The following is a 20,190-nucleotide window of genomic DNA, read 5'->3' as shown; positions in this document are numbered from 1 at the left end:
ACGGCGGCGGGCCCTGGCGGGCGCCGGACCCCGGAAGGCGCTGGACCCCGGCTCGGCGGAGACCCCCGGCGCGGGGGCGGCCTCAGCGCGGCGCAGGCCCCAGCGTGGCGTAGGCCTCAGCGCGGCGGTGGACCCTGGCGCGGCGGCCCCCAGTGCGGCTGCGGGCCCCGGCGCGGCGGAGACCTCCGGGTGGCGCCGGGCCCCGGCTCGGCGGAGGCCTCAGCGCGGCGCAGACCTCAGCGCGGCGCTGGCCTCAGTACGGCGCAGGCCTCAGTACGGCGCTGGCCCCCGCACGGCGCAGGCCCCCGCGCGCCGGGTTGCGCCGCCGCACCCGGGCCAAGTGGGCGTAACCGCCGCCTACTTGGCCATCAGTGCCTGCTCCAACCGCTTCGCCTGGTCGCCCGCGAACTTCTCCAGGCCCTTTGTGTCCTTGCTGCGGTACTCCTGCGAGACCGCGACCACCACCGTGCCCACCCGGAAGTGCACCACGCGCAGCGCGCTGTCGTCGCTCTCGCCCGACTTCACGTGCGTGGACGTGTTGCCGACCGGGGCCCCGTCCTCCTTGGTCGCGTCCGAGGCGAGCTTGCTCTCCTCCGTGAAGCCCGCTTCGGCCGCCGCCCTGCTGCCGTACGCCTTGATGCTCGTGCCGACCAGGGCGCCGGAGCTGTCCGTGTAGTTGCCGACGCCCTCGTAGGTCAGCCCGTCGCACGGGCCGTCGCAGGAGGCGCGCTGGGCCTTGATGCCGCCGTTGTCGCCCTGGGCGTCCTCCGCCCAGCCGGACGGCAGGTCCTTGGCGCGGAGCAGGGCCCCGTCGAGCGGCTTGGCGTCCTTGAACGGGCCGTCGGGATCGGAGAGTTGGGACTGTCCGGACGCTGACGACTGCCCGGACCCGTTCTTGCCCCCGTCCGTACCGTCGCCGGAGTCGCTGCCGCCGCTGCACGCCGACACCGCCAGCAGTAGAGCGATCGAGACCGCCCCCACCCCCACGCCGTTTCTCCGGGAGCCCATCACACGTACCTCTTCATCTCTTCACCAAGTAAATCCATCGGGCAACTTACACAGGTGGGCGCGGGGAAGGTGGCCGGGGACAGTAGTTCGTATCGAGTTGAGTCCCCGGGGGCAGCGGAGGCGGGCGGGGAGGCTACTTCGCCTTGTCCTCGGCGAGGGTGTGTGCGACGAGCGCGTTGGCGTGGCCGTGGCCCATGCCGTGCTCGGACTTGAGCCAGCCGACCAGTTCCATGTGCTTGGCCAGCGGCGAGGAGCGGACCAGCTCCTTCCACTCCGCTATGGAGCGGCCGTACTTCTGCTCGATGGAAGGGAAGTAGCTGGCGGGACCTTTGACGGCTGCGTCGGTCTTCTCAGTCATGCGAGCAGTGTGGCAGTCACCACTGACAATGGCCGGGCACGTACCAGCGCCCCGCCACCCTCGCCGCCCCGCCACCCTCGCCGCACGCCCGGGTCATGGGTCCACGGGCCCATGACCCGTCCCCCCGGCCCGCCTAGGGTGGGCGCGTGCCCGCCCTTCTGATCGTGGCCGCCGCCCTCTGGGGTGCCGCCGCCGGACTGCTCGTCCCCCGTGCCGCCCACCGGCTCTCCGTCGAGCCGGAGGAGCCCTGGCGCGATGCCTGCCCCGCCGGACACCCCTTCACCGGGGTCGCGCGCGGCTGGGTCGGTACGGGGCGCTGCGCGCACTGTGCGGCGGGAGTGACGGCGGGGGCGGCCCACGGGGGCGCCGGGAGCGGGGACGAGAGCGCGCCTTCCGCCTCGTACGACAAGGACCACCCCGCCCCGTACGACAAGAAACACCCCGCCGCGTACGCCAGGACCCTCCGGCACGTCGTTCTCTGCGCTCTCGTCTGCGCCGTCCTCGCCGGTGCCACCGGGCCCCGCCCCGAGCTCGCGGTCTGGCTGCTGCTCGCCCCCTTCGCACTGCTCCTCGCGGTCGTCGACCGGCGGGTGCAGCGGCTGCCGGACGTACTGACGCTTCCGCTGGCCGGTGCGGCCGTCGTCCTGCTCGGCGGGGCGGCCCTGCTGCCAGGCAGCGCCGGTTCCTGGCTCGGGGCGCTGCTCGGCGGGGCCGGGCTCGGCGGCGCGTACTTCCTGCTCTTCCTCATCAACCCCAACGGCATGGGCTTCGGCGACGTGAAGCTCGCGCTCGCGCTCGGCGTGGTGCTCGGCTGGTACGGGTGGCCGGTCCTGTTCGCCGGCGCGACGGCCGGATTCGTCCTGGGGGCGCTGTACGGGGTGGGGCTCATGGTGACCCGGCGCGGCGGGCGCAAGACGGCCATCCCGTTCGGGCCCTTCATGATCGCTGGGGCGTGGGTGGGGCTGGTGCTGGGCGGGGCGGGAGCGGCCTGACCGGGACCGGGAGCCGGCCGGTACGGAGAGTTGGTTCCCCGCAGGGGCGGGATGGGGGCAATCGTGAGAAATTGCCATAAGTGCATGTGACGCCCCCGAGACCCGAGCGGAGTGCCCATGAGTGACGAGGACGAGTCGGACCTGCTTGCAGAACTGCGCCGGCCCCGCCCCTACCCGGCGGTCTCCATCACCCTCCCCACCCACCGCCACCGGCCGGAGAACCAGCAGGACCACATCCGGCTGCGCAACCTCCTCGCCGAGACCGAGAAGCGGCTGTCCGACGACCCGAAGCTGAGCCGGGACCAGGCCGCCACCGTCGTACGGCAGCTGAGCGAGGCGGTCGAGGAGCTCGACCCGGAGCACTTCCTGGAAGGGCTCGTGCTGTACGCGGCCGCCGACGAGGCCCGTACGTACCTGGTGAGCGCCGAGGTTCCCGAGCGGATCGTGGTCGGTGAGTCCTACCTGACCCGGAACCTGGTGGCCGCCTCCGCCCGGCAGATCCCCTACCTCGCGCTGATCCTCAGCACCGGTGAGGTGCGGCTGTGGCACGGCGTCGGGTACGAGCTGCACGAGCTCGACCACGAGGAGGCCGGCTTCCCGGTCGTCTCCTCGGGCGCGGACCGCGACGGCGCCCCCAACCGGGACGGCGACCACGGCGCCACCCAGGACTTCCGGAACATGCTCACCGAGGCGGACCGGAAGCTGACCCCGCTGCTGCAGGAGGCCGTGCTTCCGGTGGTCGTGGTCGGGCTGCGGCAGCACATCGCGACCTTCCGCGAGATCTCGCGGCACGGGGCGGTGCTGGCGGTGGACCTGGAGGTGGGCGGTCTGCTCCACACGACCGCGCCCGAACTGGTCGAGCAGCTCGCCCCCGCGCGGGCCTCGCTCGCCGCGATCGACGCCGAAGAGGCGATGAAGGCCCTGGACGCGGCGCGGAGCGGGCGGCGGTACGCGGCCGGGATCCAGGACTGCTGGCAGTCGGCACGGGAGGGACGGGTGGGACATCTGGTGGTGGAGGAGTCGGTACGGGTCTCGGCGCGGCCGGAGGCGGTGGAGGGGGCGGAGCGGGCGTCGCTGGTGCTGGTCGATGCGGGTTCCGATGCGGGTTCCGGCGCTGGTTCCGCAGCGGCGGACGGTGTGGAGGACGACATCGTCGACTCGCTCGTGGAGATGGTGCTGGATGCGGACGGGGACGTGACGTTCGTGCCGGACGGGGCGTTGGGGGAGACGGGCGGGATGGCGGCAGCGCTTCGGTACTGAGGGCGGCGGGGGCGGTCGCGAGCGCGTGCGGTCGCGAGGGGGCGTGCCGCAGTAGGGGCCGCCCCCTTGCCCACCCGTCCCGCCCCCGGGGGGGCGGCCCCGCTGCCCAAGGAGGCTAGGGAGCTGAGGGGCAGTCTTTTAGGGGCGCGGGGAACTGCGCGATCAGCCACGACGCGCCCGCACGAAGCGCAACGCACCAGCCCCCCCAGCACGACGGCCAGTTGTAATGTGCCGCTATGCGGACAATTACTGACGAAGCGTCAGTGCGAGTGGTGCCGGTCGCCGTCAAAAGGCCCCGAGGGGCAAAGCTCGCCCCCTGGGCCTGGTGTGTCGCCCTCTTCGTCCTCTACGGAACCCTCTCCGTCCAGCGCCACCGCCTCCTCCGTACCACCGGCTACGACCTCGGCATCTTCGAGCAGGCCGTCAAGGCGTACTCCCAACTCCAGGCTCCGTACGTCCCGTTGAAGGGAGATGGAGGTGCGGTCAATCTCCTCGGGGACCACTTCCATCCCGTCCTCGCCGTCCTCGGGCCCCTCTACCGCCTCGCCCCCGCCGCCGAGACCCTCCTCCTCGCCCAGGCCGCCCTCCTCGCTCTCGCCGTCGTGCCCCTCGCCCGTTGGGCGCAGCGCGTGCTCGGGCGGGCGGCGGCGCATGTCGTCGCCCTCGGGTACGGACTGAGCTGGGGCATCGCCTCCGCCGTCACCTTCGACTTCCACGAAGTCGCCTTCGCCGTACCGCTGTTGGCGTTCTCGCTCGAAGCGCTCGGGCGTGAGCGCTACGGTCGGGCCGTCGCCCTCGCCGCCCCCCTCCTCCTCGTCAAGGAGGACCTCGGGCTGACCCTGGCCGCCCTCGGCGCGTACGTCGCCTGGAAAGGCCGGCAGGGGCGGCGGAAGGCGGAGTGGGCCCTCGGCCTCGCCACCGTCGCCGCCGGCGCCCTCGGCACGCTCCTCATCACCCGGGTGCTCCTCCCCGCCCTCAACTCCTCGGGGACGTACGCCTACGGCGAGTACGTCGCGGAAGGCGGCCGGGGTTCGCTCCTCGCGACCCTCGTCGCCGCCCCGCTGGACGCCCTGCGCCCCGAGGTGAAGGCCGTCACCCTCGTCCTCGTCCTCGCCCCCACCGCGCTGCTCGCACTCCGCTCACCGCTCGTGCTGCTCGCCGCCCCCACCCTCGGCTGGCGGCTGCTGTCGCGGCACAGCTACCACTGGGACACGGCGTTCCACTACAGCGCCGTCCTGATGCCGATCGTCTTCGCGGCACTGATCGACGCCCTCACCCCGTACGCACGTACCAACGCCAGCACCAGCACCGGTGCAAGCCCCAGCACCAGCACCGGTGCAAGCCCCAGCACCAGCCCCAGCCCCAGCATCAGCACCAAAGACGACGAGCGCGCCGCCCGCCACCTCCGCGCCTCCCTCGCCACCGTCGTCGCCGTCACCCTCGTCCTGCTCCCGTCCTTTCCTTTCGGGCTCGTCCTGCGCAAGGACACCTGGCGCACCACCGACCACGTCCGCGCCGCCCGCGCACTCCTCGACCGGATCCCCGACGGCGCGACCGTCGCCGCCTCCAACCGTCTCGTCCCGCAGCTCGCCGCGCGCTGCACCGCCGTCCTCTTCCCCGGCTATCCGATCCCCGGGAAGCTCTACGACACCGACGGCACGCCCCCGCCGCCCACCAGCGAGTGGATCATCCACGACAGCCGGCCGCACGAGGCCTGGCCGCTGCCGGACGGGCACTGGCCGTACCCCCTGGACCGCCAGCAGGACGAGCTGGCCCGTGCGCAGCAGAGTTACGGCTACCGGGTCGTCGCGCGCGAGGACGGCATCACCCTGCTGCGCAAGGAGACGGGCAGTGGGGCAGGCGGTGCGGGCGGTGCAGAAACGTCAATCCGGTGATGTCGGCGACACCCCCGACCGGGGGAAGTCGCAAGACCTCCACGGAGACCGGAAAAAGGCCCGGATCCCAAGGGGCGCAAGGGATCGGGCACCTTGCACCGTGCACAGTGGCGACTCCGGAGAGTAATTGATTCGCGTCCTGGTGCACAGCATCACTTACGAAGGGTTATGGTGGAAACCCCCCCTCGGGCCGGTCCGTATCCCCCCCACGGACCGGCCCGTTTTTTGTCTCCTCCCGCCCCGTGAGGCGCGTCAGCCCCGTCCGGCCCAGATGTTCGTGCCGGGGGTGGACACCGCGAAGGAGTCGATCTCCTTCAGTTCCCCGGCGGTCAGCGCGGGAGTCCCCAGTGCCGCCACGTTCTCCTCCAGCTGCTTCACGCTGGACGCCCCGATGAGCGCCGACGTCATCCGCTCGTCCCGCAGCACCCACGAGATCGCGAGCTGCGCGAGCGACTGGCCGCGCGCGGCGGCGATGTCGTCGAGGCCGTTGAGGCGCCGTACGACCTCCTCGCTCAGCAGCTCCGGGTCGAGGGACTTGCCCTGGGTGGCGCGGGAGCCCTCCGGGATGCCCTTCAGGTACTTGTTCGTCAGCAGGCCCTGCGCGAGCGGCACGAACGAGATGCAGCCCATGCCCGCCTCCTCCAGGGTGTCGAGCAGGCCGTCGTCCTCCGTCCAGCGGTTGATCATCGAGTACGAGGGCTGGTGGATGAGCGGCCGTACGCCCATCTCGCGCAGCAGGCGGGCCGCCTCGGCGGTCTGCTCGCTGTTGTACGAGGAGACGCCGACGTACAGCGCCTTGCCCTGCTGGACGGCGGACGCGAGCGCGCCCATCGTCTCCTCAAGAGGCGTGTCCGGGTCGAAGCGGTGCGAGTAGAAGATGTCGACGTAGTCGAGACCCATCCGCTTCAGCGAGGCGTCCAGGGACGACATCAGGTACTTGCGCGAGCCCCACTCGCCGTACGGGCCGGGGTGCATCCCGTAACCCGCCTTCGTGGAGACGAGCAGCTCGTCGCGGTACGGGGCGAAGTCCTGCGCGAAGAGCTTGCCGAAGTTGGACTCGGCGGAGCCGGGCGGCGGGCCGTAGTTGTTGGCGAGGTCGAAGTGGGTGACGCCGAGGTCGAAGGCGCGGCGCAGGATCGCGCGCTGCGAGTCGAGGGCGCGGTCGTCGCCGAAGTTGTGCCAGAGGCCGAGCGAGAGGGCCGGGAGCTTGAGGCCGCTGCGGCCGGAGCGCCGGTACTCCATCGTGTCGTAGCGGTTGTCGGACGCGCGGTGGTGAAGGGGTTCGTCAGTCACGTTCACCTCTCTATCACGTACGTACTTTTGACAGACCGGGTTGGGCCGCGGGCCCCCGTGCGCAGTAATGTGACGCGCTCGGGCCCCCGGAACCCCCTTGGGAATACTGCAGACGTCCGGGCTCCCGGGAACACGAGAGGGTGGAACGCTGTGAACCTGCGCGACCTGGTGTATCGGCTCTACGCACGGCGCGTGGAGGGCCGCCTCGACCACGCTCAGGTGCCCAAGCACATCGGAGTCATCCTCGACGGCAACAGACGCTGGGCGAAGGCCTCCGGCGGCACCACCGAGCAGGGACACAAGGCCGGTGCCAGCAAGATCCAGGAGCTGCTCGGCTGGTGCGCGGAGACGGACGTCGAGGTCGTCACGCTGTGGATGCTCTCCACGGAGAACCTGGACCGGCCGGAGTCCGAACTCACCCCGCTGCTCGGAATCATCGAAGGCGCCGTCCGGGCGCTGGCCGCCGACGGCCGCTGGCGCGTCCACCACGTGGGGACCATGGACATCCTTCCCGCCCGTACGCAGGGTGTACTGAAGGAGGCCGAGCAGGCAACGGCGGGCAACAAGGGAATACTGGTCAACGTCGCCGTCGGCTACGGCGGGCGGCAGGAGATCGCCGACGCGGTCCGCTCCCTGCTCCTCGAACACGCCGACAAGGGCACCTCTTTCGAGGAGCTCGCGGAGATCGTCGACGTCGAGCACATCTCGGAGCACCTCTACACGCGCGGCCAGCCCGACCCGGATCTCGTCATCCGCACCAGTGGTGAGCAGCGGTTGTCCGGGTTCATGCTGTGGCAGAGCGCCCACTCGGAGTACTACTTCTGCGAGGTGTTCTGGCCGGCCTTCCGCAAGGTCGACTTCCTGCGCGCCCTGCGCGACTACGCGGCCAGGCACCGGCGTTACGGATCCTGACCGCAGCCCGTACCCCCTCTTCGTACCGCATACGCGTGAACCGGCGTCATGTGCCGTGGCCATGACCAGGTATGGAGGCGCGTGTTCGAGGGAATACCCCTTCCAGGTCGGCGTCCGGACCACGGACGCTGAATCTCAGTGAGCGGCTGGATGTCGCTCGCCCGGGAGGCCCTTTGCACCAGGACGTTTCCGCCGTTCTCGGCGTGGACGACGTGGAGGGCCGGAGTTCGGCCCGCGCACCGTGGCCGAGTCCGGTCCCTCCGCCCGCGACGCCGTCGCACCCCAACCTCAGTACGAGGGGGTACGTCCTTCCGTGGTGAACAGCTCTAAGCGCCGACTTCCCGACAGGCGCACCTACGTTCTCGACACCAGCGTCCTGCTGGCCGACCCCGGCTCCATGACCCGCTTCGAGGAGCACGAAGTCGTGCTGCCGATCGTGGTCATCACCGAACTGGAGGCCAAGCGGCACCATCCGGAACTCGGATACTTCGCCCGGCAGGCCCTGCGCATGCTGGACGACTACCGCATCCGGCACGGCCGTCTCGACGCCCCGATCCCGATCGGGGACCTCGGCGGGTCACTGCGTGTCGAACTCAACCACTCCGATCCCGGCGTCCTTCCCGCCGGCTACCGGTTGGGGGACAACGACTCACGGATCCTGGCAGTCGCACGCAACCTCCAGGCCGAGGGGTACGACGTCACCGTCGTCTCCAAGGACCTGCCGCTGCGCATCAAGGCATCCTCGGTGGGCCTGCTCGCCGAGGAGTACCGCGCCGAACTGGCCATCACCGACTCCGGCTGGACCGGCATGGCCGAACTGACGCTGGAGGCCGACCAGGTGGACCTCCTCTTCACCGAGGAGCGGGTGTACGTACCCGAGGCCGCCGACCTTCCCGTGCACACCGGGCTCGTGCTCCAGTCGGAGCGCGGCAAGGCGCTGGGCCGGGTCACCGCCGACGGAAACGTCCGTCTCGTCCGGGGCGACCGGGGGGCGTTCGGCATCCACGGCCGCAGCGCGGAGCAGCGGATCGCCCTGGAACTGCTCCAGGACCCCGAGGTCGGCATCGTCTCGCTGGGCGGCCGGGCGGGCACCGGCAAGTCCGCGCTCGCGCTGTGCGCGGGCCTGGAGGCCGTACTGGAGCGGCAGGAGCACAAGAAGGTGATGGTCTTCCGGCCGCTGTACGCGGTCGGCGGGCAGGAGCTCGGCTATCTGCCGGGATCCGAGTCCGAGAAGATGTCGCCGTGGGCGCAGGCCGTCTTCGACACCCTCTCGGCGGTCGCGGGCAAGGAGGTCATCGAGGAGGTGCTCGGGCGCGGGATGCTCGAAGTGCTTCCGCTCACCCACATCCGGGGGCGCTCGCTGCACGACGCGTTCGTCATCGTCGACGAGGCCCAATCCCTGGAACGGAACGTCCTTTTGACGGTTCTGTCCAGGATCGGGGCGAATTCGCGGGTGGTGCTCACCCATGACGTCGCGCAGCGCGACAACCTCAGGGTCGGGCGGTACGACGGAGTGGTCGCGGTCGTCGAGAAGCTGAAGGGGCATCCGCTGTTCGCGCACGTCACGCTCACCCGCTCCGAGCGTTCGCAGATCGCGGCACTGGTGACCGAAATGCTGGAGGACGGGCAGATCTGACCCAAGTGGAGTGAGTCAGAAGGAAGTTGGCGCCGCCCGGCCGCACTCGCGAGAAGCGGGTGATCCTAGCCGGGCGGCGTCTCGTTGCGCGCGTAGTTCCACAAATCAGCGGCTCCGAAACCGATGTGACGTTTCACACGTAAGGAAGAATTGATTACCGGCCCGGCCATCCGGCAGAGTCTTGCTTCCGTCAGGCCCCGCATACGGCACACCCGCACCTCCAGAGGTGCAACACCAGACAAATCAACAGACTTCGCCGTATGCCGCCCGAGTAACACGGAGCACTCCCGCGGGAGTTGCCCACCGGGTCCGCGCCTCCCGTGACACAGCACGCAGGGAGGCCAGCGCCAGGGGTGCGATTGCGTCCGCCAGGGTCACCGGTGCGGACGCTGCTGGAAGGAAACCGTGTGAGCCGGATTTCGGTTCGGGGATTCGCAGTGGCCTCCGCCACCGCGGTCACCACTGTCGGCGCCGTCGTGGGCGTCGCATCGGGCGACCCTCAGTCGTCGGGCGACAACAACTTCGAGGCAGCCGCCGCCGACACGACGACTCTCCTCGCGGACATCCCCACCGGCCAGCAGGCCAAGGTGGCGACCGCTTCTCTCGCGCAGCAGGCCGACGTCCAGGCCGCCGCAGTCGACGAGGCAGCCAAGAAGACCGCCGAGGAATCGGCACGTCTGCAGGCCGCCACCGACGCCAAGTCCAAGAAGAAGGCGGCCGACGAGAAGAAGGCCGCCGAGGAGAAGGCGGCGAAGGAGGCCAAGGAGCGCGAGGAGAAGGAAGAGACCGCGAGCCGGTCGGCCACCCGCGACTCCTCGTCCTTCGCGCAGAAGACCTCCTACACGGTCGAAGAGGTCAAGGCGATCGCCCGCCAGATCGTCCCGGCCGGCCAGTTCCAGTGCTTCTCCACGATCGTCAACCACGAGTCGACGTGGAACTACCAGGCACAGAACCCGACCTCGGACGCCTACGGCCTGGTCCAGTCGAACCCGGGCAGCAAGATGGCCACGGTCGGCGCCGACTGGCGCTCCAACCCGGCCACCCAGATCCAGTGGGGCCTGAACTACATGAACGAGCGCTACGGCAGCCCCTGCGAGGCGTGGACCTTCTGGCAGTCGCACAACTACTACTAGGAGAGCCGAACCGAGGTGTCCGCTGCCTCGGCTCAACGTTTCGGAGCCCCCCACCGTCCTACGGTGGGGGGCTCCGCACGTGTACGGTCAGGTCGTTGAAATCGCCGGGGGGCGCCGTGGGGGGAAGAGGAAGCATCATGTCGAAGACGCCAGGGTGGCTCGGCGGGCTCGGGGCCCGGCTGACCCACGTGGGAGAGCGCCTGGAAGAGCGCCGCGCGGAAGCCGCGGCCGACCCCGACGCCACAGCGGTCCCGGGGCACGACGTGCCCGAACACATCCCCCCGCCCCCGGACTACGCGCCCGCCGTCGCCGCCAGGCCCGACCCCGTCGCCGCCCTGCCCTGGGGAATGCGGGTCGCCGCCGAGGCGGGCTGGCGGCTGCTCGTACTGGCGGGCACCGTCTGGGTGCTCGGCCAGATCATCAGCCAGGTGCAGCTGGTCGCGTTCGCCTTCATGGGCGCGCTGCTCGTCACCGCGCTGCTCCAGCCCACCGTGGCGTGGCTGAGGAAGAGGGGCCTGCCGCGCGGGCTGGCCACCGCGCTCACCGCCGTGCTCGGCTTCGTGATCATGGGGCTGGTCGGCTGGTTCGTGGTCTGGCAGATCATGGACAACGCGGAGGACCTCTCCAAGCAGGTCCAGCAGGGTATCCAGGACCTGCGGCACTGGCTGCTGAACAGCCCGTTCCATGTCACCGAGCAGCAGATCAACGACATCTCGAAGAACCTCAGCGACGCGATCGGCACCAACGTCCAGGAGATCACCTCCGCCGGACTCCAGGGCGTCACCGTCATCGTCGAGATGATGACCGGGATGCTCCTCGCGATGTTCTCCACCCTCTTCCTGCTGTACGACGGCAAGAAGGTCTGGGAGTGGACGCTCAAGCTGGTGCCGTCGCAGGCCCGCCCCGGCATGGCGGGCGCGGGGCCGCGCGCCTGGCGCACGCTCACCGCCTATGTGCGGGGCACCGTGATAGTGGCCATGATCGACGCCGTCTTCATCGGGCTCGGCCTGTACTTCCTGAACGTGCCGATGGCGGTGCCGCTGGCCGTCCTGATCTTCCTGTTCGCGTTCATCCCGCTGGTCGGTGCGGTGATCTCCGGAGCCCTCGCCGTCGTCGTCGCGATCGTCGTCAAGGGCCCCTTCATCGCCCTCATGGTGCTGATCGTCGTCCTCGCCGTGCAGCAGATCGAGGGCCATATCCTGCAGCCGTTCATCCTGGGCCGTGCGGTACGGGTGCACCCGCTCGCCGTCGTCCTGTCGGTCGCGGCAGGCGGCCTCGTCGCCGGCATCGGCGGTGCGGTCGTCGCGGTCCCGATAGTCGCGGTCCTCAACACGGCGATCGGCTACCTCCGCGCGTACGCCAAGGAGAACGCGCTGAAGGCCACGCCGAAACCGCACGGGGCGACGGCGGTGGACGTGGCACCCACCCCGCCCCCGGCGAAGGCGTCGAGCCAGCCCCCGGCGAAGGCGTCGAGCCAGCCCCCGGCCCCGTCCGCCGCCCCGGCCGCCGCCCCGCCCCCGGCCCAGCCTCCGCACGGGGAAGCAGGCCGGGAGTGATATCCGGGCCGGAGCTGGTCGGGGAACCGCACGAGGGGCCGCCGCCCGAGACACTGGTCTCGGGCGGCGGCCCCTCGTCGCGCCGGGAGCTGCTGCGGGAGCGACTGGAGGGGTGGCGCCGGCTGCCGTTGCTGTGGGCGCTCGGCGGGGCGCTCGTCGCCTCCGCGCTCTGGGCGGGCGGACTGTACGCATGGGGCGACGCGGCGCCCGAACAGCACGGCTACGAACTCACCCGCAGCACCTGCAAGAAGGTCCAGCCCCGGGCGATGGCAGCCAGGCTGGGGCGTATGGAAGCCGGCACGGGCTGGTCGAACCTGATCGAGGACCCGGTTCTGAGCCGGGCCGACTGCGGCTTCCAGATCGCATCGGGGGCCAAGAGCGAGTCGCTGCCGGGGCAGGGCTACATGGTGCGGTTCTCCGTCGAGCAGCACCGGAAGGCCGACCCGAGTCCGGAGTTCGAAGCCACGCTCAAGCTCGACCACGGCGGCCTCGAAGGCAACAGCGGCGCCGACTTCGCGGAGAAGCTGAACCGGGTGCCGGGCCTGGGCGAGAAGGCGTACTTCTTCACGATCTCCTACGGCGCCGAAACGCTGACACTCGCGGTGCAGCACGGCGGCGTCGTGCTGCAGCTGGAGGCGACGGTCAACCGGTCGGACGGCGGGGCGCGCGAGGTGGACACGGCACTGCTGAAGCCGCTGATGGAGGCGGACATGCGGGCGGCGATGGCGGCGCTCACGAAGTAGGCCACGGGGCACCCGGACGCTCACGAAGTAGGCCGCGGGATACCCGGACGTACGGAAGGGCCCCACCGGCGTGCTGCCGGCGGGGCCCCTCCACGTACGTACTCGAACTACTCGGCCAGTACGGCCTCGGAGTCGAGGGTGACGCCGACCGCCTGGATCACCGAGGCGATCTTGACGGCCTCCTGGATCGTCTCGCGGGAGACGTCCGCCTTGCGCAGGACCTGCTCGTGCGAGTCCAGGCACTGGCCGCAGCCGTTGATCGCGGAGACCGCGAGGGACCACAGCTCGAAGTCGATCTTCTCGACACCCGGGTTGCCGATGACGTTCATCCGCAGGCCGGCGCGCAGGTTCCCGTACTCCGGGTCGGAGAGCAGGTGGCGGGTGCGGTAGAAGACGTTGTTCATCGCCATGATCGCGGCGGCGGACTTGGCCGCCGTGTACGCCTCGGCGGAGAGGTTCGCCTTCGCCTCGGGCTCCAGCTCGCGCAGCACCTTCGGCGAGCGCGAGGCGATCGCGCAGGCCAGTACGGTGCCCCACAGCTGCTGCTGCGGGAGGTCGCTGTTGCCGATGACCGAGCCCAGGTTGAGGCGCAGGTCCTTGGCGTAGTCCGGGATGGCGGACTTCAGTTCGTCGAGTGCCATGTCAGATCAAGTCCGTTCTGTGGTCCGTACGGGCGGCTTCGCTGGCGTCGGTCTTACTCGCCCGAGAGGAGCGCGACCGGGTCCAGGGTGTTCTCGCCCTTGGTCCAGTTGCACGGGCACAGCTCGTCCGTCTGCAGCGCGTCGAGGACCCGGAGGACCTCCTTCGGGTTACGGCCGACGGAACCGGCGGTCACCATCGTGAACTGGATCTCGTTGTTCGGGTCGACGATGAAGACGGCGCGCTGCGCGAAGCCGTCCTCGCCCTCGATGCCGAGGTCACGCATGAGCTCGTGCTTCGAGTCGGCCAGCATCGGGAAGGGCAGGTCGGTCAGGTCCGGGTGGTCCTTGCGCCAGGCGTGGTGCACGAACTCGGAGTCACCGGAGAAGCCCAGGACCTGCGCGTCGCGGTCCGTGAACTCCTCGTTCAGCTTGCCAAACGCGGCGATCTCGGTCGGGCAGACGAAGGTGAAGTCCTTGGGCCACGCGAAGACGACGCGCCACTTGCCCTCGTAGGACTTGTGGTTGATCTGCTCGAACTCGTTGCCGGCCTCCAGGGAGACACAGGCGGTGAGGTCGTACGTGGGGAACTGGTCACCAACAGTGAGCACGCGCTCTCCTTGCGACATAGGAAATCCCTTTTGGGGCTTTTCCTGTGGGGGTGGACGGATCCCCAGAGTGACACAAGGGGCATTGATAACGGAAATAGCTAGACTAGGTTGTAGCGATCGGAGGTGGTTATCAGTGGCCGTACTGAATAGGGGCAAACAGCCCACCCTGGCCCAGCTGCGCGCTTTCGCCGCCGTGGCCGAACATCTGCACTTCCGCGACGCCGCGGGTGCGCTCGGGATGAGTCAGCCCGCGCTGTCCGGGGCGGTGTCCGCGCTGGAGGAGACGCTCGGCGTCCAGCTCGTCGAGCGTACGACGCGCAAGGTGCTGCTCTCGGCGGCGGGGGAGCGGCTGGCGGCGCGGGCGGGTGTGGTGCTGGACGCGGTCGCCGCACTGCTGGACGAGGCGGAGGCGGTACGGGCGCCCTTCACCGGGGTGCTGCGGCTGGGGGTGATTCCCACGGTGGCGCCGTACCTGCTGCCGACGGTGCTGCGGCTGGTGCACGAGCGGTATCCGGAGCTGGATCTCCAGGTGCACGAGGAGCAGACCTCGTCGCTGCTGGAGGGGCTGTCGGCGGGCCGGCTCGACCTGCTGCTCCTCGCGGTGCCGCTGGGGGTGCCGGGGGTTCTTGAACTCCCGTTGTACGAGGAGGACTTCGTGCTCGTCGCACCGGCGGAGCACTGGCTGGGCGGCCGGGCCGACATCCCGCGCGAGTCGCTGCGCGAGCTGGACCTGCTGCTCCTCGACGAGGGGCACTGCCTGCGCGACCAGGCGCTGGACGTGTGCCGGGAGGCGGGCCGGGAGGACGGCGCACTGGTCACGACGACCGCGGCGGGCCTGTCGACGCTGGTGCAGCTGGTGGCGGGCGAGCTGGGGGTGACGCTGCTGCCGCGGACGGCGGTCGAGGTCGAGACCTCGCGCAACGCGGCGCTGGTGACGGGGGACTTCGCGGCCCCGGCGCCGTCGCGGCGGATCGCGCTGGCGATGCGGGTGGGCGCGGCCAGGGGTGAGGAGTTCGAGGAATTCGCGGAGGCGCTGCGGGGGGCGGTGAGGGGGCTGCCGGTGCGGGTGGGGTGAGGTGCGGGGCGGCTGCGCCTGTGGCGGGCTTTTGCCTGCGGGTGCGTCGTGGTTGCTCGCGCAGTTCCCCGCGCCCCTAAGGCGTGCCCCGCAAGGGGCGCGGGGAACTGCGCGGCCAGCCACGGCACCACCTAGCTATACACCCCAGGTATACACACCGTGTACAGTGACGCGCATGACCATCGGACACACCCTGCTCGGTCTCCTGGAGGCCGGTCCCAGTCACGGTTACGACCTCAAGCGGACCTTCGACGAAAAGTTCGGTCACGACCGGCCCCTGCACTACGGCCAGGTCTATTCGACGATGTCGCGCCTCCTCAAGAACGGCCTCGTCGAAGTCGACGGCACCGAGGCGGGCAGCGGCCCGGAGCGCAAGCGGTACGCCATCACCGACGCCGGTATCACCGACGTCGACCAGTGGCTCGCGACGCCGGAGAAGCCCGAGCCGTACCTCCAGTCGACCCTGTACACCAAGGTCGTCCTCGCCCTCCTCACCGGCCGCGGCGCCGCCGACCTCCTCGATGTCCAGCGGGGTGAGCACCTGCGGCTGATGCGCGCCCTCACCGAGCGCAAGCGCGGCGGCGACCTGGCCGACCAACTCGTCTGCGACCACGCCCTGTTCCACCTCGAAGCGGACCTGCGCTGGCTGGAACTCGCCGCCGCACGGCTCGACAAGCTCGCTGCGGAGGTACGCAAGTGATGACCGACAGTTCCCCCGCCCCCGCCGGGTCCCTCCTCGCCGCCGTCGACCTGCGCAAGGCGTACGGCGCCACCCCCGCGCTCGACGGCGCCCACTTCTCCATCCATCCCGGTGAGATCGTCGCCGTCATGGGCCCCTCCGGGTCCGGCAAGTCGACGCTGCTGCACTGCCTCGCCGGGATCGTCGCCCCGGACTCGGGTTCCATCACGTACAAGGGACGCGAACTCTCCTCGCTGCCCGACCGCGAACGCAGCGCCCTGCGCCGCAGCGAGTTCGGGTTCGTCTTCCAGTTCGGGCAGCTGGTGCCGGAGCTGACCTGCGTCGAGAACGTCGCGCTGCCGCTCAGGCTGAACGGTGCCAAGCGGCGCCCGGCCGAGGAACAGGCCCTGGAATGGATGCGGAAGCTGGAGGTGGACGACCTCGCGGGCAAGCGGCCCGGTGAAGTGTCCGGCGGTCAGGGGCAGCGGGTCGCCGTGGCCCGCGCCCTGGTCACCGGGCCGCGCGTGCTCTTCGCCGACGAACCGACCGGTGCACTGGACTCGCTCAACGGCGAGCGCGTCATGGAGCTCTTCACCGAGGCCGCCCGGTCCACCAACGCCGCCGTCGTACTGGTCACGCACGAGGCGCGGGTCGCCGCCTACTCCGACCGCGAGGTCGTCGTACGGGACGGCAAGTCGCGCAGTACGGAGTACGCGATATGAGCAAGGCTCAACCGATCGATGTGCTCAGGGCGTTGGCGCTCGGCATCCGCTTCGCCCTGGGCGGCGGACGCGAGGGGTGGGTACGGACCGCGATGACCGCGCTCGGCGTCGGGCTCGGGGTGACGCTGCTGCTGGTCTCGGTGGCCGTGCCGCACGCGATGTCGGCACGCAACGACCGGGACATGGCCCGGTCGACGATGCCCGCGGGGGATGCCGGCGAGAGCGGTCCGCGCTCGGTGCTCATCGCCAACGCGGAAACCCAGTACCGGGACAACAGCGTACGAGGGCGGCTGATCAAGCCCGGTGGGCCCGAGGCCCCGCTGCCGCCCGGCCTCGCCGCGTACCCCAAGGACGGCGAACTCGCCGTGTCGCCCGCGCTCGACGCCCTGCTCAAGTCCGACGAGGGCAGACTGCTGCGCGAGCGGCTGAAGGGGAAGGTCGCCGCCGTCATCGGCGACGAAGGAGTGCTCGGCCCCGCCGAACTGGCCTACTACCGGGTCGACTCCACGCTGAAGGCGGGCACCCCCGGAGTCTCCGGCGCGGTCTTCTCCGTGAGCAGCCGGATGACGTTCGACCCCACCCTGCTCCTTCTCATCGTCGTCGCCTTCATCGTCCTGCTCGTGCCCATCGGGGTGTTCATCGCGGCTGCCGTCCGCTTCGGCGGCGAACGCCGCGACCGCAGGCTGGCCGCGATGCGCCTGGTGGGCGCCGACAGCCGTACGGTGCGCCTCATCGCGGCGGGGGAGGCGCTCGCGGGCGCACTGCTCGGTCTCGCGGTCGGCGCCGCGCTCTTCCTCGTCGCACGCTCGCTGGCCGGCCAGATCACCTTCGGTATTTCGGGGGCCGGGCTCTTCCCCTCGGACCTGACTCCGCCGCTCGCGCTGGTGTTCCTGGTGCTCCTGGCCGTGCCGGTGGCTGCCGTGGGGGTGTCGCTGCTGGCGCTGCGCGGCGTCGTCATCGAACCCCTGGGAGTGGTCCGCACGGCCAGGCCGGTGCGCCGCAGGCTGTGGTGGCGGCTGCTGATGCCCGCCGCGGGGCTCGCCCTGCTGTTCTACGTGATCAAGAGGGAAAGCGGAGGTGAGGTCGACCAGAACAAACTGATCGGCGGCACCGTCCTGCTCCTGCTCGGTATCACCGCGCTGCTGCCCTGGCTGGTGGAAGCCTTCGTCGCACGCCTCGACGGCGGCAGCCTCTCCTGGCAACTCGCCGTCCGCAGGCTCCAGTTGAACAGCGGTCTGGCCGCCCGTACGGTCAACGGCATCGCCGTCGCGGTGGCCGGAGCCATCGCGCTGCACATGCTGCTGACCGGCATCGACAACCGGTACATCACCGACACCGGCGCCGACCCGAGCCGCGCACAGCTGTTGACCACGGTCTCGGACAGCAGCCCGGCCGCCCGGAAGGCCGACCGGCTGAAGGCCGAGGTCACCCGCACCGAGGGAGTGCAGAAGTACATCGGGCTCGGCTCGGTCAGCGTGGGAGACCGGGCCAAGTCACCGAAGGCGCTCGAAGAGGTCACCGTCGCCGACTGCGCCACCCTGCTTGAGGTGGCGAAGCTCCCCACCTGCAAGGACGGAGACACCTTCATTCTCCGGGGCGGTGACCGGCCCGATCCTTCGCCCCTCTTCGGAGCCGGCCGCACGGTCGTCCTGCGGCCCGATCACTTCGCCTCGATGCCAGGGCCCAAGAAGGCCGACACCCCTCCGCCGGTCCGGTGGACCCTGCCCGCGAACACCCGTACCGCCCAAGCCGTCCCCGGCCCCGACGGGTATAACCGCGGGGGGCTGCTCGCCACTCCCGGCGCGCTGCCGGCCCTGGCCCCCGGCAGCCTGGCGCTCACGGCATACGTGAAGATCGACGAGAGCTCCCCGGACGTCGCCGAGCGGGTACGCAACATCTTCGCCGCCGCCGACCCGAACGCCGCCCTGTACAGCGCGAGGGCGAGCGTCACCAACGGGCGCTTCGCCGCCGTCCAGAAGGCGCTGTACGCGGGTGCCGCCTGTGTGCTGCTGCTGATCGGGGTCAGCCTGCTGGTATCCCAGCTGGAGCAGCTGCGCGAGCGGCGGAAACTGCTCTCCGTGCTCGTCGCTTTCGGCACCCGGAGGTCCACCCTCGGCCGGTCCGTGCTGTGGCAGACCGCCGTCCCCATGGCCCTCGGGCTGGTGCTCGCGGTGGCGGTGGGGGTCGGGCTGGGCCTGATCCTGCTCAGGATGAGCTCCGTCCCGGCCGCCGTCGACTGGGTGGGCGTCGCCGTGATGGCGGGCGTCGGAGGAGGAGTGGTCCTCCTGGTCGGGCTGCTCAGCCTGCCCCCGCTCTGGCGGCTGATGCGGCCGGAGGGGCTGCGTACGGAGTAGAACGGAGTAGACACGTCGTCCCGGCGGGCCGCCGTACCTCGGTACGGCGGCCCGCCGGGACGCTCACTCGGGTGGCGCGTCCTTGGGCGGTCTCCCCCTGCGCGGGAGCGGTCCCGTGTGCTTGGGGAGCCGGCCCGCGTCCGTGAGCGACTTGCGGAGCAGGAACTCGATCTGCGCGTTCGCGCTGCGGAGCTCGTCGGAGGCCCACCGCGCCAGGGCGTCGTACACCCTGGGATCGAGCCGCAGCAGCACCTGCTTGCGGGCCTCGCGCCGGGGCGGGGGTGCGGGCTCCTCGTCGGCCGCCTCGCCGGTGGCGTCCTCGCTCACTGGTAGAGCGAGCCCGTGTTGATGACCGGCTGGGTCGCCCGGTCGCCGCACAGCACGACGAGCAGATTGCTCACCATGGCCGCCTTGCGCTCCTCGTCCAGCGTGACGATGTCCTGCTCGGTGATACGGACCAGCGCCTGCTCGACCATGCCGACCGCGCCGTCCACGATCAGCTTCCGGGCGGCCACGACCGCACCGGCCTGCTGCCGCTGGAGCATCGCGGATGCGATCTCCGGGGCGTACGCGAGGTGGGTGAAGCGGGACTCGATGATGTGGACGCCGGCCGCCTCGACGCGGGCGTGCAGCTCGATCGCCAGCTTCTCGGTGATCTCGTCGGCGTTGCCGCGCAGCGAGAGGCCCTCCTCGTCGTGGGAGTCGTACGGGTACTCGATGGCGATGTGCCGTACGGCGGCCTCGGTCTGGGTGGAGACGAACTCCAGGAAGTTGTCCACCTCGAAGCAGGCCTGGGCGGTGTCCTCGACGCGCCACACGACGACCGCCGCCAGCTCGATCGGGTTGCCGTACGCGTCGTTGACCTTCAGGACCGCGGTCTCGTGGTTGCGGACCCGGGTGGAGATCTTGTTGCGGGAGGTCAGCGGGTTGACCCAGCGCAGGCCGTCGGTGCGGATCGTGCCCCGGTAGCGGCCGAAGAGCTGGACGACGCGGGCCTCGCCGGGGGCGACCATGTTCAGCCCGCTCATCGCGAGGACGGAGGCGAAGAAGAGGACGATGCCCAGCACGATCAGGGCGATCTTCAGACCCATGGCGACGGCGGACGCGCCGACCGTGATCAGCCCGGCGGAGGCAACGATGCCGAACAGGCCGAGCAGGAGCGCGAGGCCGCCCGCGATGCTGTGCGCGGCGAACTCGGTGACACGGGGTGCGGGCATCTCCGGCAGGTCGCCGGAGGGATTCCCGGTGGGGCTGTGGTCGGTGGTCGGCATGGTGGTCCCCGTTTCTGTGCGTCTCTGCGCCGGTGAGGGCCGGTGCATCTAGCA

19 protein-coding genes are annotated in these 20,190 nt (G+C 70.6%); 12 read left to right on the top strand and 7 right to left on the bottom strand.

Features of this window, described 5'->3' with window-relative positions; all coding sequences use genetic code 11:
* Positions 1-357: 357 nt before the first annotated feature.
* The gene (locus AB0D18_RS37245; RefSeq protein ID WP_362429321.1) at positions 358-1,008 is read right to left on the bottom strand and encodes a hypothetical protein; all 651 of its coding nucleotides are present in this window, start codon (positions 1,006-1,008) and stop codon (positions 358-360) included.
* 133 nt (positions 1,009-1,141) lie between these two features.
* Positions 1,142-1,366, bottom strand: coding sequence for a DUF4287 domain-containing protein (locus AB0D18_RS37240; RefSeq protein ID WP_362429319.1), 225 nt, complete (start codon positions 1,364-1,366; stop codon positions 1,142-1,144).
* Between the two features lie 146 nt (positions 1,367-1,512).
* Here AB0D18_RS37240 and AB0D18_RS37235 point away from each other — a divergent pair, with 146 nt between their 5' ends.
* From AB0D18_RS37235 to AB0D18_RS37225, 3 genes are all read left to right on the top strand, one after another.
* On the top strand, positions 1,513-2,358 hold the full coding sequence (locus AB0D18_RS37235; protein WP_362429316.1) for an A24 family peptidase: 846 nt from the start codon (positions 1,513-1,515) through the stop codon (positions 2,356-2,358).
* Between the two features lie 117 nt (positions 2,359-2,475).
* Positions 2,476-3,618, top strand: a complete 1,143-nt coding sequence (locus AB0D18_RS37230; RefSeq protein ID WP_362429313.1) for a chemotaxis protein — start codon at positions 2,476-2,478, stop codon at positions 3,616-3,618.
* A gap of 236 nt (positions 3,619-3,854) precedes the next feature.
* Entirely contained in the window at positions 3,855-5,513 is a 1,659-nt protein-coding gene (locus AB0D18_RS37225) for a DUF2079 domain-containing protein (RefSeq protein WP_362429310.1), read from the top strand.
* Positions 5,514-5,765: 252 nt separating this feature from the next.
* Here AB0D18_RS37225 and mgrA read toward each other — a convergent pair whose 3' ends face one another.
* On the bottom strand, positions 5,766-6,806 hold the full coding sequence (gene mgrA / locus AB0D18_RS37220; RefSeq protein ID WP_362429307.1) for an L-glyceraldehyde 3-phosphate reductase: 1,041 nt from the start codon (positions 6,804-6,806) through the stop codon (positions 5,766-5,768).
* Between the two features lie 150 nt (positions 6,807-6,956).
* Between mgrA and AB0D18_RS37215 the strand changes: the two genes are divergently transcribed.
* The 5 genes from AB0D18_RS37215 (at position 6,957) to AB0D18_RS37195 (ending at position 12,786) form a co-directional block, all read left to right on the top strand.
* Positions 6,957-7,718: an isoprenyl transferase gene (locus tag AB0D18_RS37215; protein WP_362429304.1), complete on the top strand. Its 762-nt coding sequence runs from the start codon at positions 6,957-6,959 to the stop codon at positions 7,716-7,718.
* Positions 7,719-8,031: 313 nt separating this feature from the next.
* A complete protein-coding gene (locus AB0D18_RS37210; RefSeq protein ID WP_362429301.1) occupies positions 8,032-9,354 on the top strand; it encodes a PhoH family protein in 1,323 nt (440 codons plus the stop codon).
* A gap of 389 nt (positions 9,355-9,743) precedes the next feature.
* Positions 9,744-10,487 carry a transglycosylase SLT domain-containing protein gene (locus AB0D18_RS37205; RefSeq protein ID WP_362429406.1) on the top strand — a complete coding sequence of 248 codons (744 nt, stop codon included), beginning with the start codon at positions 9,744-9,746 and terminating at the stop codon, positions 10,485-10,487.
* Positions 10,488-10,624: 137 nt separating this feature from the next.
* Entirely contained in the window at positions 10,625-12,043 is a 1,419-nt protein-coding gene (locus AB0D18_RS37200) for an AI-2E family transporter (protein ID WP_362429298.1), read from the top strand.
* Positions 12,040-12,786: a hypothetical protein gene (locus AB0D18_RS37195; protein ID WP_362429295.1), complete on the top strand. Its 747-nt coding sequence runs from the start codon at positions 12,040-12,042 to the stop codon at positions 12,784-12,786. The genes AB0D18_RS37200 and AB0D18_RS37195 overlap by 4 nt, the downstream gene beginning before the upstream one ends.
* 107 nt (positions 12,787-12,893) lie before the next feature.
* On the opposite strand, the gene AB0D18_RS37190 is transcribed toward AB0D18_RS37195, so the two are convergent.
* Both AB0D18_RS37190 and AB0D18_RS37185 read right to left on the bottom strand, forming a co-directional pair.
* Positions 12,894-13,427, bottom strand: coding sequence for an alkyl hydroperoxide reductase (locus tag AB0D18_RS37190; protein ID WP_362429292.1), 534 nt, complete (start codon positions 13,425-13,427; stop codon positions 12,894-12,896).
* A 53-nt stretch (positions 13,428-13,480) separates the two neighbouring features.
* Complete coding sequence (locus tag AB0D18_RS37185) at positions 13,481-14,035, bottom strand: peroxiredoxin (protein ID WP_362429289.1); 555 nt, start codon at positions 14,033-14,035, stop codon at positions 13,481-13,483.
* A 133-nt stretch (positions 14,036-14,168) separates the two neighbouring features.
* Here AB0D18_RS37185 and AB0D18_RS37180 point away from each other — a divergent pair, with 133 nt between their 5' ends.
* From AB0D18_RS37180 to AB0D18_RS37165, 4 genes are all read left to right on the top strand, one after another.
* Complete coding sequence (locus AB0D18_RS37180) at positions 14,169-15,110, top strand: LysR substrate-binding domain-containing protein (RefSeq protein ID WP_362429286.1); 942 nt, start codon at positions 14,169-14,171, stop codon at positions 15,108-15,110.
* A 175-nt stretch (positions 15,111-15,285) separates the two neighbouring features.
* Positions 15,286-15,810, top strand: coding sequence for a PadR family transcriptional regulator (locus AB0D18_RS37175; protein ID WP_362429283.1), 525 nt, complete (start codon positions 15,286-15,288; stop codon positions 15,808-15,810).
* Positions 15,810-16,511: an ABC transporter ATP-binding protein gene (locus AB0D18_RS37170; protein ID WP_362429280.1), complete on the top strand. Its 702-nt coding sequence runs from the start codon at positions 15,810-15,812 to the stop codon at positions 16,509-16,511. The genes AB0D18_RS37175 and AB0D18_RS37170 overlap by 1 nt, the downstream gene beginning before the upstream one ends.
* Positions 16,508-18,865 (top strand): FtsX-like permease family protein, encoded by a 2,358-nt coding sequence (locus tag AB0D18_RS37165; protein WP_362429277.1) that lies wholly within the window; start codon positions 16,508-16,510, stop codon positions 18,863-18,865. The genes AB0D18_RS37170 and AB0D18_RS37165 overlap by 4 nt, the downstream gene beginning before the upstream one ends.
* Before the next feature lie 63 nt (positions 18,866-18,928).
* Here AB0D18_RS37165 and AB0D18_RS37160 read toward each other — a convergent pair whose 3' ends face one another.
* Entirely contained in the window at positions 18,929-19,192 is a 264-nt protein-coding gene (locus AB0D18_RS37160) for a hypothetical protein (RefSeq protein WP_362429274.1), read from the bottom strand.
* Positions 19,189-20,136 (bottom strand): SPFH domain-containing protein, encoded by a 948-nt coding sequence (locus AB0D18_RS37155; RefSeq protein ID WP_362429271.1) that lies wholly within the window; start codon positions 20,134-20,136, stop codon positions 19,189-19,191. Before AB0D18_RS37155 ends, AB0D18_RS37160 begins: the two co-directional genes overlap by 4 nt.
* Between the last annotated feature and the right edge of the window lie 54 nt (positions 20,137-20,190).

The sequence above is a fragment of the Streptomyces sp. NPDC048442 genome (assembly GCF_040651475.1).
Lineage (GTDB): Bacteria > Actinomycetota > Actinomycetes > Streptomycetales > Streptomycetaceae > Streptomyces.
This window is presented reverse-complemented; position numbering and strand designations above follow the sequence as displayed.

Excerpts from the sequence above, each read along its gene's own strand:
- AB0D18_RS37245 (WP_362429321.1), bottom strand. The coding sequence starts at position 1,008 with ATGGGCTCCCGGAGAAACGGCGTGGGGGTGGGGGCGGTCTCGATCGCT.
- AB0D18_RS37240 (WP_362429319.1), bottom strand. The coding sequence starts at position 1,366 with ATGACTGAGAAGACCGACGCAGCCGTCAAAGGTCCCGCCAGCTACTTC.
- AB0D18_RS37230 (WP_362429313.1), top strand. The coding sequence starts at position 2,476 with ATGAGTGACGAGGACGAGTCGGACCTGCTTGCAGAACTGCGCCGGCCC.
- AB0D18_RS37225 (WP_362429310.1), top strand. The coding sequence starts at position 3,855 with ATGCGGACAATTACTGACGAAGCGTCAGTGCGAGTGGTGCCGGTCGCC.
- AB0D18_RS37200 (WP_362429298.1), top strand. The coding sequence starts at position 10,625 with ATGTCGAAGACGCCAGGGTGGCTCGGCGGGCTCGGGGCCCGGCTGACC.
- AB0D18_RS37190 (WP_362429292.1), bottom strand. The coding sequence starts at position 13,427 with ATGGCACTCGACGAACTGAAGTCCGCCATCCCGGACTACGCCAAGGAC.
- AB0D18_RS37175 (WP_362429283.1), top strand. The coding sequence starts at position 15,286 with ATGACCATCGGACACACCCTGCTCGGTCTCCTGGAGGCCGGTCCCAGT.
- AB0D18_RS37170 (WP_362429280.1), top strand. The coding sequence starts at position 15,810 with ATGACCGACAGTTCCCCCGCCCCCGCCGGGTCCCTCCTCGCCGCCGTC.
- AB0D18_RS37165 (WP_362429277.1), top strand. The coding sequence starts at position 16,508 with ATGAGCAAGGCTCAACCGATCGATGTGCTCAGGGCGTTGGCGCTCGGC.
- AB0D18_RS37155 (WP_362429271.1), bottom strand. The coding sequence starts at position 20,136 with ATGCCGACCACCGACCACAGCCCCACCGGGAATCCCTCCGGCGACCTG.